The following is a 15,839-nucleotide window of genomic DNA, read 5'->3' as shown; positions in this document are numbered from 1 at the left end:
AGTAAATCGAAATGATAACTTGTATCGGATTATAAAGCTAGATGCCGTCTGAAAACTTTTGTTTTCAGACGGCTTTTTCAAGCTGATTGCTTAGAAGCGGTAGTTTACACCCAAGCGGACATCGCGGCCGATACCCGGCAAGGTTTCACCGCGTTGGCTGTGCGGATAGTAGAACTTGTTAAACACGTTGTTGACGGCAAAGTTGACATTGAGCGTGTCTTTGCCCAGAGGTTTCCAGTTGGCGAATACATCGTTCACGCCGTAGCCTTTGCGTTTGACTTCACCCTTGTCGCGTACCAACACAGAGCCGGAGGCTTTTTGCAGGTAGCGTCCGCGCCAGCCGATTTCCAAATTCGGATTTTGGAAGCGGTAGGAGAGGGAAGTCGTCCAAGTACGGCCGGTCTGTACGGCAAACTCAGGGTTGGCACTTAACAGGTTTTCAGGATGGGTGTCGTAGATGCGCGGTTTGCTGTGGCTGACGCCGACTTTCGCCATCAGGCCGCCTGTACGGTAGGACGCACCCAGTTCGTAGCCTTGGTTTTTGATGTAGCCTGCATTGACGATTTCGCGTACGCCTGCAATCGGGTTGCCAGCAGCATCATGGCGTTGCTGCGGACCTGCGACGGCATCTTTAATTTTTTGCCAGAAGTAGCTACCGTTGGCGGCAAAGCTGCCGTTGTTGTAGTTGAAGCCGATTTCAGTATTGCGGGCGCGTTCGGCTTTAGTGCCGTCTGCAATCGATGTGATGGCATTTTTGCGTCCATGTTGACGCAGTGCATCGTAAAGACGCGGGCTGCGGGATGCGTAGTTGTGGCTGGCACTGAAACTCCAGTATTCATGTGGCTGCCAAATCACGCCGAAGCTCGGGTTGACTGTGCCGTCGGAAACGGATTTGCCGTCATGGGTTTTGATATCGAAATGGTCGTAGCGCAAGCCGCCTGTGAGGGTAAAGTCGCCGATGTCGTGGATGGCTTCAGCGTAAATACCGGCATCGCTTTTCTTCGGATTGCTCAAGGCTGAGCTGAAGAATACCGGCGGTTTGATTTCTTGATGACGGTAGTTGACGCCGTATTTAATCAATGTGTTTTCGCCAATGCGGCTGTCCAGATTGAAATTCGCGCCTTTGGTTTCGATAACGGTCGTACTCGGGCCGGGCAGGTTGCCTGCATAACCGTTTTTACTGTCATCGGCCGAATAGCGTTCATTTTTCATGAGGTAGGCGTTGGCGTCCAGTTTTTCGACAAAGCCCAAGTTGTTCGCTGTCCATGCCAAGTTGGTGTTGGAGAGGCTGGTTTCACGGTAGGTCGGGGCTTGGCGTTCCAAGGTCAGACGCGGGTTGTTAGTGGCGGTAAACTCTTCACGGACGGTACGGATGCCTCGGTGTTGATCATTCATGTGGCTTAACACTAAGCGGTGGTCGCCGAAGTTTGCGCCGATTTTGGCAAGATAGCTACGCTTGTCCAGCGCGCTGAATGGTACGGTTTTGCCGCCGTTGCTGTGTGTATAGCCTTTGCCGGGTTCATAATCTTTTTCATCGTTGCGGCTGTAAGAGAACAAGCCATCAAAGTTGCCCGCTTTGCCGAATACGCTTGCACCGTAGCTTACGCCGTCATTGCTGGCATAGCCGCTGTTGAGGCGCACACCCCAGTTTTTGTCCAAACCTTTGAGCAAGTCTTGGGCATCGACTGTTTTGGTAATAATCGCACCGTTGGTTGCGCCGATACCGGCAGATGCCGAACCTGCGCCTTTTTGTACAGAGACGATTTTAACCAGTGCAGGGTCGATGATGAAACGGCCTTGGTGATACAGCATTTGGCTGTCGGAAGAGGCGTTGTCCACCTTAATATCCACCGAGTTTTGACCCATGCCGCGCAGCGTCAGGAATTGAGATGAACCGTTGCCGCCACCGAAGTCGATGGCGGGTTCTTCTTTTAATAATTCACGCAAATCGGTTGCCGTGCTTTCGTCTTTTTGACGAAGAGTGACGATATTGGTTTTGATTTTGCTACCTTGGCGGTCACCTTTAACGGTAACGGTATCAAGCACAACGTTGTCTTTGGCTTCATTTTCTGCGTGTGCAAAACCGGCCGCCAGTGTCAGTGACAGCAGGCTCAGTCGGAACAGGGGCGTATTCATTGAGAAATGTCCTTAATAAAATGACAGTAATAAAAAATAAAAGCAAATAAAGAGAAATTATCTTTAAAATATGCAATTAAGAATAATCATCATTTATAATAATGCATTAAAAAGGAATAGTTGTAAAGAGTTGTGCTGCATTTGTAAAGAAATTGTGTTGTTTTTAAACGAATTTTGCAGTTTGTATGTCAGGCCGTCTGAAAAATAAGTGATCGGGCATTTTTGCGTATGAAAATATTTGGAAAGACTGCATAGAATTTTTTACTTTTTCCCTTGAATTTGTCGCAAACAACCCAAATCTACCCGCCATTACGGCAGGCTTTCCATAAGCGTGTCGCTATTTCCAAGCAAACCGTGTCTGTCATGTCCGACAGACAATTGTTTTCAATCTATTTATTTATTTATTTATCGGAGCATTAAGACATGACCATCCGCCCTTTACACGACCGTGTAGTCGTCAAACGCTTAGAAGCTGAAGAAAAAACCGCCTCCGGCATCGTTTTGCCGGGCGCAGCCGCTGAAAAACCCGACATGGGCGAAGTGATCGCCGTAGGTGCGGGCAAAATCGGCAAAGACGGCGAACGCCGTCCGCTGGATGTCAAAGTCGGCGACAAAGTGATCTTCGGCAAATACAGCGGCCAAACTGTAAAAGCCGACGGCGAAGAGCTGTTGGTAATGCGTGAAGAAGACATTTTCGGTATCGTTGAATAATTGTTGAATTAAGTTTCAGAACCAAAGGCCGTCTGAATCAAACATGAAGTTTTCAGACGGCCTCGAACAGATTTTTAATATTGATTTGGAGAATTTAAATGGCAGCAAAAGACGTACAATTCGGCAATGAAGTTCGCCAAAAAATGGTAAACGGCGTCAATGTATTGGCAAACGCCGTCCGCGTAACTTTGGGCCCTAAAGGCCGCAACGTGGTACTCGACCGCGCTTTCGGCGGCCCGCACATCACTAAAGACGGTGTGTCTGTTGCAAAAGAAATCGAATTGAAAGACAAATTCGAAAACATGGGCGCGCAAATGGTGAAAGAAGTGGCGTCTAAAACCAACGACGTGGCCGGCGACGGTACCACCACTGCAACCGTATTGGCGCAATCCATCGTTGCCGAAGGCATGAAATACGTTACCGCCGGCATGAACCCGACCGACCTGAAACGCGGTATCGACAAAGCCGTTGCCGCTTTGGTTGACGAGCTGAAAAACATCGCCAAACCTTGCGATACTTCTAAAGAAATCGCTCAAGTCGGCTCGATTTCCGCCAACTCTGACGAACAAGTCGGCGCGATTATCGCCGAAGCGATGGAAAAAGTCGGTAAAGAAGGCGTGATTACCGTTGAAGACGGCAAATCTTTGGAAAACGAGCTGGACGTGGTTGAAGGTATGCAGTTCGATCGCGGCTACCTGTCTCCTTACTTCATCAACGACGCTGAAAAACAAATCGCAGCTTTGGACAATCCGTTTGTATTGTTGTTCGACAAAAAAATCAGCAATATCCGCGACTTGTTGCCTGTTTTGGAACAAGTGGCCAAAGCCAGCCGTCCGCTCTTAATTATCGCTGAAGACGTAGAAGGCGAAGCATTGGCGACTTTGGTGGTGAACAACATCCGTGGCATCCTGAAAACCGTTGCCGTTAAAGCCCCTGGCTTCGGCGACCGCCGCAAAGCCATGTTGCAAGACATCGCTATCCTGACCGGCGGCGTGGTCATTTCCGAAGAAGTCGGCCTGTCTCTGGAAAAAGCGACTTTGGACGATTTGGGTCAAGCCAAACGCATCGAAATCGGTAAAGAAAACACCACCATCATCGACGGCTTCGGCGACGCTGCCCAAATCGAAGCGCGTGTTGCCGAAATCCGCCAACAAATCGAAACCGCGACCAGCGAATACGACAAAGAAAAACTGCAAGAGCGCGTGGCTAAATTAGCAGGCGGTGTGGCAGTGATCAAGGTCGGTGCCGCTACCGAAGTCGAAATGAAAGAGAAAAAAGACCGCGTGGAAGACGCGCTGCACGCTACCCGCGCAGCCGTTGAAGAAGGCGTGGTTGCAGGCGGTGGCGTAGCCCTGTTGCGCGCACGTGCCGCTTTGGAAAACCTGCACACCGGCAATGCCGACCAAGACGCAGGCGTACAAATCGTCTTGCGCGCCGTTGAGTCTCCGCTGCGCCAAATCGTTGCCAACGCAGGCGGCGAACCTAGCGTGGTCGTCAACAAAGTGTTGGAAGGCAAAGGCAACTACGGTTACAACGCAGGCTCCGGTGAATACGGCGACATGATCGAAATGGGCGTACTCGATCCTGCCAAAGTAACCCGTTCCGCGCTGCAACATGCTGCATCTATCGCCGGCCTGATGCTGACCACAGACTGCATGATTGCTGAAATTCCTGAAGAAAAACCTGCTATGCCTGATATGGGCGGCATGGGTGGTATGGGCGGCATGATGTAAGGCCGTCTGAAACCTTCAGATAAAAAGCAAAACCGCACGGCAAGCAGCCGTGCGGTTTTTTATTTGCCAGTAGAGGCATGAGATGGTGAGGAGAATGCCATGATTTACAGAGAAATAAGGGTAGCCAGTTCTATTGAATCAGAAGCAGTTAAATAAACTTCATCATCAAAAAAGGCCGTCTGAAACTTTATTCTGCGTTTCAGACGGCCTGCTTAATGATCTAAACCGTTACTTTTTGCTCGAACGGCTGTATCGGACAGCTTGAGACAAGAGTTCTTCAATTTCTATCCACATAATGCCTCCTTACAGTAAACCAGGTTGACCTAAAGCCGGGTCGTTGGCTCGTGCCGCTTGGGCATCTTCGACAGTCAGTCCAAGGGCTTTGGCTACGCCTTTGCCGTATGCCGGGTCGCAATAGTAGCAGTTGCGGATGTGGCGGTATTTGATGAAGTCTGGGGCATCGCCCATGGCTGCGGCGGTGTTGCCGAACAAAGCCTGTTTCTGCGCGTCGTTCATCAGGTTGAACAAGGCGCGCGGTTGGCTGAAGTAGTCGTCATCGTCTTGGCGGTAGTCCCAGTGCGCCGCGTCGCCGTTGATTTTCAAAGGCGGTTCGGCGAAGTCGGGCTGTTGTTGCCATTGGTTGAAGCTGTTGGGTTCGTAGTGCGGCAGGCTGCCGTAGTTGCCGTCGGCGCGGCCTTGTCCGTCGCGCTGGTTGCTGTGAACAGGGCAACGCGGGCGGTTGACGGGAATTTGGCGGAAGTTTACGCCCAAACGGTAGCGCTGCGCATCAGCGTAATTGAACAAACGGGCTTGCAGCATTTTGTCGGGGCTGGCGCCGATACCGGGAACCAGATTGCTCGGGGCGAAGGCGGATTGTTCCACATCGGCGAAGAAGTTTTCGGGATTGCGGTTCAACTCGAATTCGCCGACTTCAATCAGCGGATAGTCTTTTTTCGGCCAAACTTTGGTCAAATCGAAAGGATGATAAGGCACTTTTTCCGCATCGGCTTCAGGCATGACTTGGATGTACATCGTCCATTTCGGAAACTCGCCGCGTTCGATGGCTTCGTACAGATCGCGTTGATGGCTTTCGCGGTCGTCGGCGATGATTTTTGCGGCTTCTTCGTTGGTCAGGTTTTTAATACCTTGCTGGCTGCGGAAGTGGAATTTCACCCAAAAACGTTCGCCTGCTTTGTTCCAGAAGCTGTATGTATGCGAACCGAAGCCGTGCATATGGCGGTAGCTGGCGGGGATACCGCGGTCGCTCATGACGATGGTGACTTGGTGCAGGGCTTCGGGCAGCAGCGTCCAGAAGTCCCAGTTGTTTGTGGCAGAACGCATATTGGTGCGCGGGTCGCGTTTGACGGCTTTGTTCAGGTCGGGGAATTTACGCGGGTCGCGCAGGAAGAACACGGGCGTGTTGTTGCCGACCATGTCCCAGTTGCCTTCTTCGGTATAGAACTTCAATGCAAAGCCACGGATGTCGCGTTCCGCATCTGCTGCGCCGCGCTCGCCTGCCACGGTGGTGAAACGGGCGAACATCTCGGTTTTCTTACCGACTTCGCTGAAGATTTTGGCGCGGGTGTATTTTGTGATGTCGTGTGTTACGGTAAACGTACCGAACGCGCCTGAACCTTTGGCGTGCATACGGCGTTCGGGGATGACTTCGCGCACGAAGTCGGCAAGTTTTTCATTCAGCCACAAATCCTGCGCCAGCAGAGGGCCGCGCGGACCGGCAGTCAGGCTGTTTTGATTGTCGGCAACGGGCGCGCCGTTGTTCATGGTCAGGTGGGTAACAGGGCATTTAGAGACGGTCATGATGATTTCCTTTGCAAAATGGTCAGTGATTTATAAAACGATTTGCCGAAAAGCATATTCGTAGCTGGTTTCTTGATATTCATAAATTTCTTGTATCGACATTTGTTTTTCCTTTTATTTAAACTATGAAAAGAACTATACAGAAAGGTTTTGACTATTGGAACTATGAAACCGATTTAGAATAGATATAATAAATCAATTATTAAATATCATTAGTTTTAATAAATAATTTGATTGTGAAAAAAGGCCGTCTGAAACTTTGTTTTGCGTTTCAGACGGCCTGATTTTTAGTCAAAACAAGGGATTATTTATCCTGTTTGGCTTTGCGTTCTTCCAACCAGTGTTCCAAGTAGTGGATGCTGACGCCACCTTTTTGGAAGCCTGGGTCACTGAACAAGTCGCGATGCAGCGGCGTATTGGTTTTGATGCCGGTAATCGCCAGTTCGGCAAGGGCTACGCGCATTTTTGCCATGGCTTGGTCGCGGTCTTTACCGACGACGCAGATTTTGCCGATCAGGCTGTCGTAGTAAGGAGGGATGCGGTAGCCTTGGTAGATGTGGCTGTCGACGCGGATGCCGAAGCCGCCGGGCAGGTGGCAGCTTTCAATCAGGCCCGGGCTTGGAATGAAGTTGTACGGGTCTTCGGCATTGATACGGCACTCAAACGCGTGGCCTTCGACTTGAATGTCTTCCTGTTTGTATTGCAAAGGCAGACCGGATGCGATGCGTAATTGCTCTTGGACGATGTCTACGCCGGTGATGAGCTCGGTAACCGGATGCTCAACCTGAACGCGAGTGTTCATCTCGATAAAGAAGAATTCGCCGTCTTCGTACAGGAATTCAAACGTACCTGCGCCGCGATAGCCGATGCGTTTGCAAGCGTCGGCACAGGCTTTGCCGATTTTGGCGCGTTCTTCTTCAGTGATGAACGGAGCCGGTGCTTCTTCGATGACTTTTTGGTGGCGGCGCTGCATGGAGCAGTCGCGCTCTGCAAGGTAGATGGCGTTGCCGTGTTCGTCGGCAATCACTTGGATTTCGACGTGGCGCGGACGCTGTAGATAGCGTTCCATGTAAACCATCGGGTTGCCGAATGCCGCGCCTGCTTCGGCTTTGGTCATTTCAACAGACTGGAGGAGGTCTTCTTTTTTCTCGACGACGCGCATACCGCGACCGCCGCCGCCGCCGGAGGCTTTGATAATGACGGGATAACCGACTTTATCGGCAATTTTGAGGATTTCTTCGCCGTCGTCTGGCAATGCGCCGTCAGAGCCGGGAACGCAAGGCACGCCGGCTTCAATCATGGCGTGTTTGGCGGATACTTTGTCGCCCATCAGACGGATGGTGTCGGCTTTAGGGCCGATGAAGACAAAGCCGGATTGTTCGACTTGTTCGGCAAAATTGGCGTTTTCGGCGAGGAAGCCGTAGCCTGGGTGGATGCCGTCGGCTTCGGTGACTTCGGCGGCTGCGATGAGGGCGGGAATGTTGAGGTAGCTTTGTGCGGATGCGGCAGGGCCGATGCACACGGATTCGTCGGCGAGTTTGACGTGCAGGCTGTCTTTGTCGGCTTCGGAATGGACGGCGACGGTGGCGATGCCCATTTCACGGCAGGCACGCAGGACGCGCAGGGCGATTTCGCCCCGGTTGGCGATCAATACTTTTTTCAGCATGATAATCTTTCCGGATGGTTCAGACGGCCTATTGGCGGCCGCCTAATGCGTTGCGGATTTTTTGGTCGGTTTTGTATTGGCTCAAGGCGTAAACCGACCACATGGCTGCCGGTATCCAGCCGACCAGCGTACATTGCAGAATCAGACAGATGATGCCTGCAAACGGACGGCCGATGGTGAAAAACTGAAGCCATGGCAAGAAAATAGCCAAAATCAGACGCATGGTTTGTCCTTAATGAACAGAAAAAGGAATTTCAGACGGCCTTAAAGATAAAGGCCGTCTGAAAAAACGGATTATTCAATGATGAAGAGCGGCTCGCCGTATTCGACCGGAGTACCGTTTTCAACCAGAATTTCTTTAACGACACCGGATTTCTCGGCTTCGATTTCATTCATCAGCTTCATGGCTTCGATGATGCACAAAGTATCGCCGGCTTTGACTTGTTGGCCGACTTCAACGAAAGCAGCGGCGTTAGGGCCGGGGGCGCGGTAGAACGTACCGACCATAGGCGATTTTTGCGCGTTGGACAAATCGCGAGCGGCAGGGGCGGCGGCTGGAGCGGCTGCGGCCGGAGCAGCGGCAGGGGCGGCAACCGGAGCGGCTGCGGCAGGTGCCGGAGCAGCATAAATAGGCGCTGCGGCGGCAGTGGTACGCGTAATGCGGACTTTTTCTTCGCCTTCGGTAACTTCAATTTCTGCAATGCCTGATTCTTCGACCAAATCAATCAGTTTTTTTAATTTACGCAAATCCATTGCTTTTCCTTTTTAGCGCGGCATAAAGTGCATATTGGGTATGCGCCGCTGTGGTTTTAGATGATTTCCTGAGACGTCGGAAGGTAGGTTTGCCATCCGGCGTTTAAATAATGTCGGAACAGGGCGGAGCCTGAGAAATGAATCTGGTTATTTTCCCGAACTTGTCGGTAAATGTCCAGTAAAAGATAGAAAAAAGGCGTTTTTCGGCGAAAAAAGAAAGGAACGCTGATTTTCGTTAAAAAGTAATTTTTTCAAGAGCGTTTATTCTAATTTATTGGTTTTTCGATAAAACATGCCGTCTGAAAACCAACTTTGCGCGTATAATGGCGCCTGTTTTTTTAAAGTATGCGCGACAATGGATATTTCCGATTTTGATTTTGAATTGCCCGAAAAACTGATTGCCCAGCATCCTCCGGAAGTGCGCGGCAGCAGCAGGCTTCTGGTTGCCTTGCCTACATTGCCGATTGAAGACAAACATTTCGGCGATTTACCCGATTATGTCGCACCGGGCGATGTGCTGGTGTTTAACAATACCAAAGTGATGAAGGCGCGCCTGTTCGGCCAAAAAGCCAGCGGCGGCAAAATCGAAGCCCTGATTGAACGGGTATTGGACGCGCATACCGCATTGGCGCATATCCGCTCGTCCAAATCGCCAAAGCCGGGTACAGAATTGATTTTTGAAGGCGATATCCGTGCCGTCATGATGGAACGTGCGGAAGAATTGTTTTGCCTGAAATTTGAAGGCGAGCAAACCGTTTATGAACTTTTGGAGCAAAACGGTCATTTGCCGTTGCCGCCTTATATCGAACGCGCGGCCGATGATGAAGACGACAGCCGCTATCAGACCGTGTACGCCAAGTATCAAGGCGCAGTGGCCGCGCCGACGGCAGGTTTGCACTTTACCGATGAGTTATTGGGCCGTCTGAAAGCCAAAGGCGTAGAAACCGCGGAAGTAACCCTGCACGTCGGTGCAGGCACATTCCAACCCGTGCGCGTCGATAAAATTGAAGAACATAAAATGCACAGCGAGTGGTTTGACGTACCGGCCGAGACCGTTGCCGCCGTTGAGGCCGCCAAAGCGCGCGGCAATAAGGTGTGGGCAGTGGGTACAACCTCCATGCGCGCCTTGGAGTCCGCCGCACGCGAAACAGGCCGTCTGAAAGCCGGACGCGGCGATACCGATATTTTCATTACGCCGGGCTACCGCTTCAATGTTGCCGACCGCTTGATTACCAACTTCCACCTGCCCAAATCAACCTTGCTGATGCTTGTCAGCGCGTTTTCGGGTATGGAGCATATCCGCAGCGTTTACCGTCATGCGGTGGAACAGGAATACCGCTTTTTCAGCTATGGCGATGCGATGATTTTGGGAAAAGCGGAATAAATTGGAAGCAGATTGGAGCGTTTCAAACAGGGTATTTGGGTTGTCCCGAATCTGAATCAGTTGGAACGCTCTATTAAAACACGCGAAGTTGTTGGGATTTGAGTTGTAAGAAATAAAGTACAAAAACAAAAAAGGCCGTCTGAAAATGGTTTTCAGACGGCCTTTTATATCCCCATGCTTAGGCGTCGATGTTTTGTGCCAGCAGGGCGTTGTTTTCGATGAAGGCACGGCGCGGTTCGACTTCGTCGCCCATGAGGGTGACGAACACTTCGTCGGCGGCGATGGCGTCTTCGATGCGGACTTTCAGGAGGCGGCGGACGGTAGGATCCATCGTGGTTTCCCAAAGCTGTTCCGGATTCATCTCGCCCAAGCCTTTGTATCGTTGGATGGACATGCCTTTTTGGGCAACGCTCATCAAGATGTCCAAAGCGCCTTCAAAGCTGTCGATGTCGTACTCGTTGTCGCCTTTGTAGAGCTTCGCCCCTTTGCCGACCATGCCTTTGAGTGCGGCGGCGGTTTGGGTAAGGGTTTGGTAGGCTTTGCTGTTGAGGAACTTAGGCTCGAGGTAGCTCACCATCACATTGCCGTGCAGCTTGCGTGTGATTTTGATGAACTGGTGTCCTTCGTGGCCTTCGATGCGTTCAAGTGCGACTTCTTTTTCGTCCAAGAGGCCGCTCAATTCGGCAACGGCGCGGTCTGCGCTTTCTGCTGTACTGAGGTCGACCGGCGAAGCGTGCAGCATGGCGTGCAGGACGAGTTCGTCAATGATGCGGCTTTCTTGCTCGATAACGGTTTTGGCCAACAGGAATTGTTTGGCGGTATTGGCAAGCTCTTCGCCTTCGATGGTGCGGCCGTCTGAAACGATTTTGGCTTTTTCCAAGGCCAAGCCGAGCAGCCATTGGTCTTTTTCCAATTCGTCTTTGAGATAGCGCTCTTGTTTGCCGTATTTGGCTTTGTACAAAGGCGGCTGGGCGATGTAGATGTAGCCGCGTTCGACCAGCTCGGGCATTTGGCGGTAGAAGAAGGTCAGGAGCAGGGTGCGGATGTGCGCGCCGTCCACGTCGGCATCGGTCATGATGATGATGCGGTGGTAGCGCAGTTTTTCGGCATTGAATTCTTCTTTGCCGATGCCCGCGCCCAAAGCGGTAATCAGCGTGGCGACTTCTTGGCTGGCCAGCATTTTTTCAAAACGTGCTTTCTCAACGTTCAAAATTTTACCTTTGAGCGGCAAAATCGCTTGGAATTTGCGGTCGCGGCCTTGCATGGCGGAACCGCCTGCGGAGTCGCCCTCGACGAGGTAGAGTTCGGACAGGGCAGGGTCTTTTTCTTGGCAGTCGGCAAGTTTGCCCGGCAGGCCCAAACCGTCCATCACGCCTTTGCGGCGGGTAATTTCGCGTGCTTTGCGGGCGGCTTCGCGAGCGCGCGCGGCATCGACGATTTTGCTGGTGATGATTTTGGCTTCGGTCGGGTTTTCTTCAAGGAAGTCGGTCAGGGCTTGGTTGATGACTTCGTTGACGACGGGACCGATTTCGCTGGAAACCAGTTTGTCTTTGGTTTGCGATGAGAATTTCGGATCGGGCAGTTTGACGGACAAAACGCAGGTCAGGCCTTCACGCATATCGTCGCCGGCGGTTTCGACTTTGGCTTTTTTGGCGACTTCGTTGGCTTCGATATAGTTGTTGATGGTGCGGGTCATCACTTGGCGCAGTGCGGTCAAGTGGGTGCCGCCATCACGTTGCGGAATGTTGTTAGTGAAACATTGCACGCTTTCTTGGTAGCTGTCGTTCCATTGCATCGCGCATTCCACGCTCATGCCGTCTTTTTCGCCGAATGCATAGAAGATTTTTTCGTGCAACGGCGTTTTTTTGCGGTTCATGTATTGTACGAAACCTGCCACGCCGCCGGAAAGGGCGAAGCTTTCGTGTTTGCCGTCGCGTTCGTCAATCAATTCGATGTCCACGCCGTTGTTCAGGAAGGAAAGTTCGCGGATGCGTTTGGCGAGGATGTCGAAGCTGTATTCGACGTTGCCGAAGGTTTCCGCGCTGGCGAGGAAGCGCACGGTCGTGCCTTTTTTGTCGGAATCGCCGACTACTCGCAACGGCTCTTCGGTTTCGCCGCGTACGAAACGGACGAAGTGTTCTTTGCCGTCGCGGTAGATGGTCAGCGTTACCCAGTCGGACAGCGCGTTGACGACGGATACGCCCACGCCGTGCAAGCCGCCGGAGATTTTGTAGCTGTTGTTGTCGAATTTGCCGCCTGCGTGCAAGACGGTCATGATGACTTCGGCGGCAGAGCGGCCTTCTTTCGGGTGGATACCGGTCGGCATGCCGCGGCCGTTGTCGGCCACGCTGACGGAATTGTCGGCATGGATGGTTACGGTGATTTTGTCGCAATGTCCGGCGAGCGCTTCGTCAATGGCGTTGTCGAGCACCTCGAACACCATGTGGTGCAGGCCGCTGCCGTCCTGCGTGTCGCCGATATACATACCGGGGCGTTTGCGTACCGCTTCCAAGCCTTCCAGCACTTGTATGCTGTCGGCGCCGTATTCTTCGTGTTTTTGGTCAGTCATGGTCTTTTCTTGCTGAATTTCAAGGAATTTTTCCGTGCGCGCGATGAAATATCAAACGGGCGCGGCGGATGTGTTCCGAAAGGTCAAAATAATAGGCAATTATACCTGATTTTGCTGGAATATTCAGCGTTTTAAGTGCAAAAAGGCCGTCTGAAAGATTAAATTTCAGACGGCCTTTGTATCGTAAAACAGGTTTAGCGTTTGACGCCGCTCAATCGCGCCCAGCCTTCTTCGATTTCGGCAGGCTCGATGTCGAACCATTGGCTGTAAATGCCGCTGAGTTCTTCGACTTGTTCGTCCAAAAGGCCGGACAAGACAATGCGGCCGCCTTGTTTGGTACGCGCGGCAAGCATTTCGCCGAGCATACGCAACGGGTTTGCCAGAATGTTGGCGACAACGACATCAAATTGACCTTGCGGCAGGCCGTCCGGCAGGTAGAACTGCGCATTGACGTTGTTTTGCGCGGCATTGTCTTTGCTGGCGCGGATGGCTTGTTCGTCAATGTCTACGCCGATGGCGGAGCCTGCACCGAGTTTGAGGGCGGCAATGGCCAAAATGCCTGAGCCGCAACCGTAGTCCAATACGCTTTCGCCACCTTTGAGTTGCGTGTCGAGCCATTTGAGGCAGAGGCGGGTGGTCGGATGGCTGCCGGTGCCGAAGGCAAGGCCCGGGTCGAGTTGCAGGTTGACGGCGTTGCCGTTGGGCGCTTCGTGCCAAGACGGGGTAATCCACAAGCGCTCGGAAATTTGAATCGGATCGAATTGCGCTTGGGTCAGGCGTACCCAGTCTTGATCTTCAAGGATTTCGCCGGTGTATTTCAAATCGTTCAAACCGCATTCCTGCGCGGCAGTTTCGATAATGGAAGCGGCGTCGTCGCTTTCGCCGAAAAGGGCGATGACTTTGCTTTGTTGCCAGATTTGCTCGGTCGGCATGCCCGGCTCGCCGAAAATAGCCTGCTCGTTTTCTGTACCGGCGTAGGCATCTTCAATGGCGGCGGACAATGCGCCGTGTTCCATCAGCGCGTCGGCAAGGCGTTCGGCGACGGCATCGTTGACGTTGATGGTGATTTGTTGATAGGACATGGTGGGACTTTCTTTTTAATAAGGCCGTCTGAAAATCGACGTTGTGCTTTCAGACGGCCTTGTAAGGTATGAAACCTGATGATGCGGGTTTATCGGTTTTTCAAACCCAGTACGTCTTGCATATCGTACAGGCCTTTTTTGCCGTTTGCCCAAACTGCGGCGCGTACGGCACCGGCGGCAAAGGTCATGCGGCTGCTGGCCTTGTGGGTGATTTCCACGCGCTCGCCGTCAGTGGCGAAGAGGGCGGTGTGGTCGCCGACGATGTCGCCTGCGCGGACGGTGGCAAAACCGATGGTGGACGGATCACGCGGGCCGGTATGACCTTCGCGGCCGTAAACGGCGCATTCTTTGAGGTCGCGGCCGAGTGCGTCGGCAATGACTTCACCCATGCGCAACGCAGTACCGCTTGGGGCATCGACTTTGTGGCGGTGGTGGCCTTCGATGATTTCGATGTCGTAGCCTTCGTTTAACACGCGGGCGACGGTGTCGAGGATGTGGAAGGTCAGGTTGACGCCGACGCTGAAATTGGCTGCAAAAACAACGCCTGTTTTTTCGCCTGCGGCTTGGATGGCGGCTTTGCCTGCGTCGTCGAAACCGGTGGTGCCGATGATGATGTTGACGCCTTTTTCCACGCATTTTTGCAGGTGTTTTAGGGTTGGCTCGGGACGGGTAAAGTCGATGAGGACATCGCTTTGAGCCAGTACGGCATCCACGTCGTCTGAAATGGCAACGCCGGTTTTGAGGCCGGAGGCGAAGCCTGCATCCAAACCCAATACTTCCGAACCGGAATGCTCCAGTGCGCCGGAGAGGACGGCATCGGGATGGTTGTTGACCGCTTCAACCAAAACGCGACCCATGCGGCCGTTGACGCCGGCAATGGCGATTTTCAATGCGCTCATGGGGCTTCCTTATTTCGCGTTGGTTTTGGTAGTCGGAACGACGTTTTGTCCGGCTTGAACGGCTTCGATGGATTTTTGAATGGCATCGCCTTCGGCACGTGCGAGGACGTCGTTTTCAAAGTACAGGGTCAGGTTGCTTTGTTCTTTGATGATGCCGTTGCGGCTGGTGTTGAAAGTGTAATCCCAGCGGTCGGCGTGGAAGGCGTCACGCAGGAGCGGCGTGCCGAGCAGCAGTTGGACTTGGTCGCGGGTCATACCTTGGCGCAGGGAAACCACGGCGCGAGGATTGAGCTCGTTACCTTGAATGATTTTGAGTTTGTAGGATGGAAAGTTGGATACGCGCTCGGCACTGCATGAGGCCAGACCTAAAATAGCGGCGATGGCAAGGCATAAGGCTTTATTCACGGGCTTACCTTTCTGTGTCATTTCGGGAAAGATGTTTATCATCGCTTGAATATTTTTAAAAAGCAAACGATAATCATCTTCTTAATTTTTCTTTTCGCCGATTTTCAATTGCAAGACCGGCGGCAGATTGCCGCCCTTTAACGGCCCAATAGTGGGCAAACGGGCGGAAAGTGCGTATTATAACGGTTATTACCTTACAGGGATATTGAATATTATGGAAAAATTCAGCAACATTGCGCAATTGAAAGACAGCGGTTTGAAAGTTACGGGTCCACGTTTGAAAATTTTGGACTTGTTCGAGACTCATGCCGAGGAGCATTTGAGTGCGGAAGATGTGTACCGTATCCTGTTGGAAGAGGGTGTGGAAATCGGTGTGGCGACGATTTACCGTGTGTTGACCCAGTTTGAACAGGCCGGCATTTTGCAACGTCACCACTTTGAAACCGGCAAAGCGGTTTACGAATTGGACAAAGGCGATCACCACGACCACATCGTCTGCGTGAAATGCGGCGAAGTAACCGAATTCCACAATCCGGAAATCGAAGCGCTGCAAGACAAAATCGCCGAAGAAAACGGCTACCGCATCGTCGATCACGCGCTGTATATGTACGGCGTATGCGGCGAATGCCAAACCAAAACCAAACGTTAATCAGTTTGTATGTTGATTTTTCAGACGGCCTTGG

13 protein-coding genes are annotated in these 15,839 nt (G+C 52.2%); 4 read left to right on the top strand and 9 right to left on the bottom strand.

The genetic code is table 11. The features are described 5' to 3' along the window. Positions 1 to 90: 90 nt before the first annotated feature. Positions 91 to 2,136, bottom strand: a complete 2,046-nt coding sequence (locus ACTHRE_RS04905) for a TonB-dependent siderophore receptor (protein ID WP_070815049.1) — start codon at positions 2,134 to 2,136, stop codon at positions 91 to 93. Between the two features lie 423 nt (positions 2,137 to 2,559). Here ACTHRE_RS04905 and groES point away from each other — a divergent pair, with 423 nt between their 5' ends. Together groES and groL are read left to right on the top strand one after the other, a co-directional pair. Then, on the top strand, positions 2,560 to 2,847 hold the full coding sequence (gene groES, locus ACTHRE_RS04900) for a co-chaperone GroES (protein WP_003684150.1): 288 nt from the start codon (positions 2,560 to 2,562) through the stop codon (positions 2,845 to 2,847). A gap of 98 nt (positions 2,848 to 2,945) precedes the next feature. Next, positions 2,946 to 4,580 carry a chaperonin GroEL gene (groL, locus tag ACTHRE_RS04895; RefSeq protein WP_049322649.1) on the top strand — a complete coding sequence of 545 codons (1,635 nt, stop codon included), beginning with the start codon at positions 2,946 to 2,948 and terminating at the stop codon, positions 4,578 to 4,580. 303 nt (positions 4,581 to 4,883) lie between these two features. Here the strand turns inward: groL and katA are convergent, their stop codons facing one another. From katA to accB, 4 genes are all read right to left on the bottom strand, one after another. Beyond that, positions 4,884 to 6,398 carry a catalase KatA gene (katA, locus tag ACTHRE_RS04890; RefSeq protein WP_377073699.1) on the bottom strand — a complete coding sequence of 505 codons (1,515 nt, stop codon included), beginning with the start codon at positions 6,396 to 6,398 and terminating at the stop codon, positions 4,884 to 4,886. 304 nt (positions 6,399 to 6,702) lie between these two features. Continuing rightward, positions 6,703 to 8,064 (bottom strand): acetyl-CoA carboxylase biotin carboxylase subunit, encoded by a 1,362-nt coding sequence (gene accC / locus ACTHRE_RS04885; protein WP_296185240.1) that lies wholly within the window; start codon positions 8,062 to 8,064, stop codon positions 6,703 to 6,705. Between the two features lie 28 nt (positions 8,065 to 8,092). Further along, positions 8,093 to 8,287, bottom strand: a complete 195-nt coding sequence (locus tag ACTHRE_RS04880; protein ID WP_039862547.1) for a YqaE/Pmp3 family membrane protein — start codon at positions 8,285 to 8,287, stop codon at positions 8,093 to 8,095. 71 nt (positions 8,288 to 8,358) lie between these two features. After that, the gene (gene accB, locus ACTHRE_RS04875; protein ID WP_070504010.1) at positions 8,359 to 8,817 is read right to left on the bottom strand and encodes an acetyl-CoA carboxylase biotin carboxyl carrier protein; all 459 of its coding nucleotides are present in this window, start codon (positions 8,815 to 8,817) and stop codon (positions 8,359 to 8,361) included. A gap of 355 nt (positions 8,818 to 9,172) precedes the next feature. Here accB and queA point away from each other — a divergent pair, with 355 nt between their 5' ends. Then, the gene (gene queA / locus ACTHRE_RS04870) at positions 9,173 to 10,201 is read left to right on the top strand and encodes a tRNA preQ1(34) S-adenosylmethionine ribosyltransferase-isomerase QueA (protein WP_070633218.1); all 1,029 of its coding nucleotides are present in this window, start codon (positions 9,173 to 9,175) and stop codon (positions 10,199 to 10,201) included. Positions 10,202 to 10,379: 178 nt separating this feature from the next. On the opposite strand, the gene gyrB is transcribed toward queA, so the two are convergent. The 4 genes from gyrB to ACTHRE_RS04850 form a co-directional block, all read right to left on the bottom strand. After that, a complete protein-coding gene (gyrB, locus tag ACTHRE_RS04865; protein ID WP_377073697.1) occupies positions 10,380 to 12,770 on the bottom strand; it encodes a DNA topoisomerase (ATP-hydrolyzing) subunit B in 2,391 nt (796 codons plus the stop codon). 194 nt (positions 12,771 to 12,964) lie between these two features. Further along, positions 12,965 to 13,852 carry a 50S ribosomal protein L11 methyltransferase gene (prmA, locus tag ACTHRE_RS04860; RefSeq protein ID WP_377073696.1) on the bottom strand — a complete coding sequence of 296 codons (888 nt, stop codon included), beginning with the start codon at positions 13,850 to 13,852 and terminating at the stop codon, positions 12,965 to 12,967. Between the two features lie 89 nt (positions 13,853 to 13,941). Then, on the bottom strand, positions 13,942 to 14,751 hold the full coding sequence (dapB, locus tag ACTHRE_RS04855; RefSeq protein WP_070504004.1) for a 4-hydroxy-tetrahydrodipicolinate reductase: 810 nt from the start codon (positions 14,749 to 14,751) through the stop codon (positions 13,942 to 13,944). A gap of 9 nt (positions 14,752 to 14,760) precedes the next feature. Further along, a complete protein-coding gene (locus tag ACTHRE_RS04850) occupies positions 14,761 to 15,156 on the bottom strand; it encodes an outer membrane protein assembly factor BamE (RefSeq protein ID WP_107867902.1) in 396 nt (131 codons plus the stop codon). A gap of 151 nt (positions 15,157 to 15,307) precedes the next feature. Between ACTHRE_RS04850 and fur the strand changes: the two genes are divergently transcribed. Continuing rightward, positions 15,308 to 15,805 carry a ferric iron uptake transcriptional regulator gene (fur, locus tag ACTHRE_RS04845; RefSeq protein ID WP_003682812.1) on the top strand — a complete coding sequence of 166 codons (498 nt, stop codon included), beginning with the start codon at positions 15,308 to 15,310 and terminating at the stop codon, positions 15,803 to 15,805. Positions 15,806 to 15,839: the final 34 nt, after the last annotated feature.

It is taken from the genome of Neisseria sp. P0001.S007 (genome assembly GCF_051963655.1).
GTDB classification, from domain to species: Bacteria; Pseudomonadota; Gammaproteobacteria; order Burkholderiales; family Neisseriaceae; genus Neisseria; species Neisseria subflava_A.
Note: the sequence above shows the minus strand (reverse complement) of the source record. Positions and strands in the feature narration are given on the sequence as shown.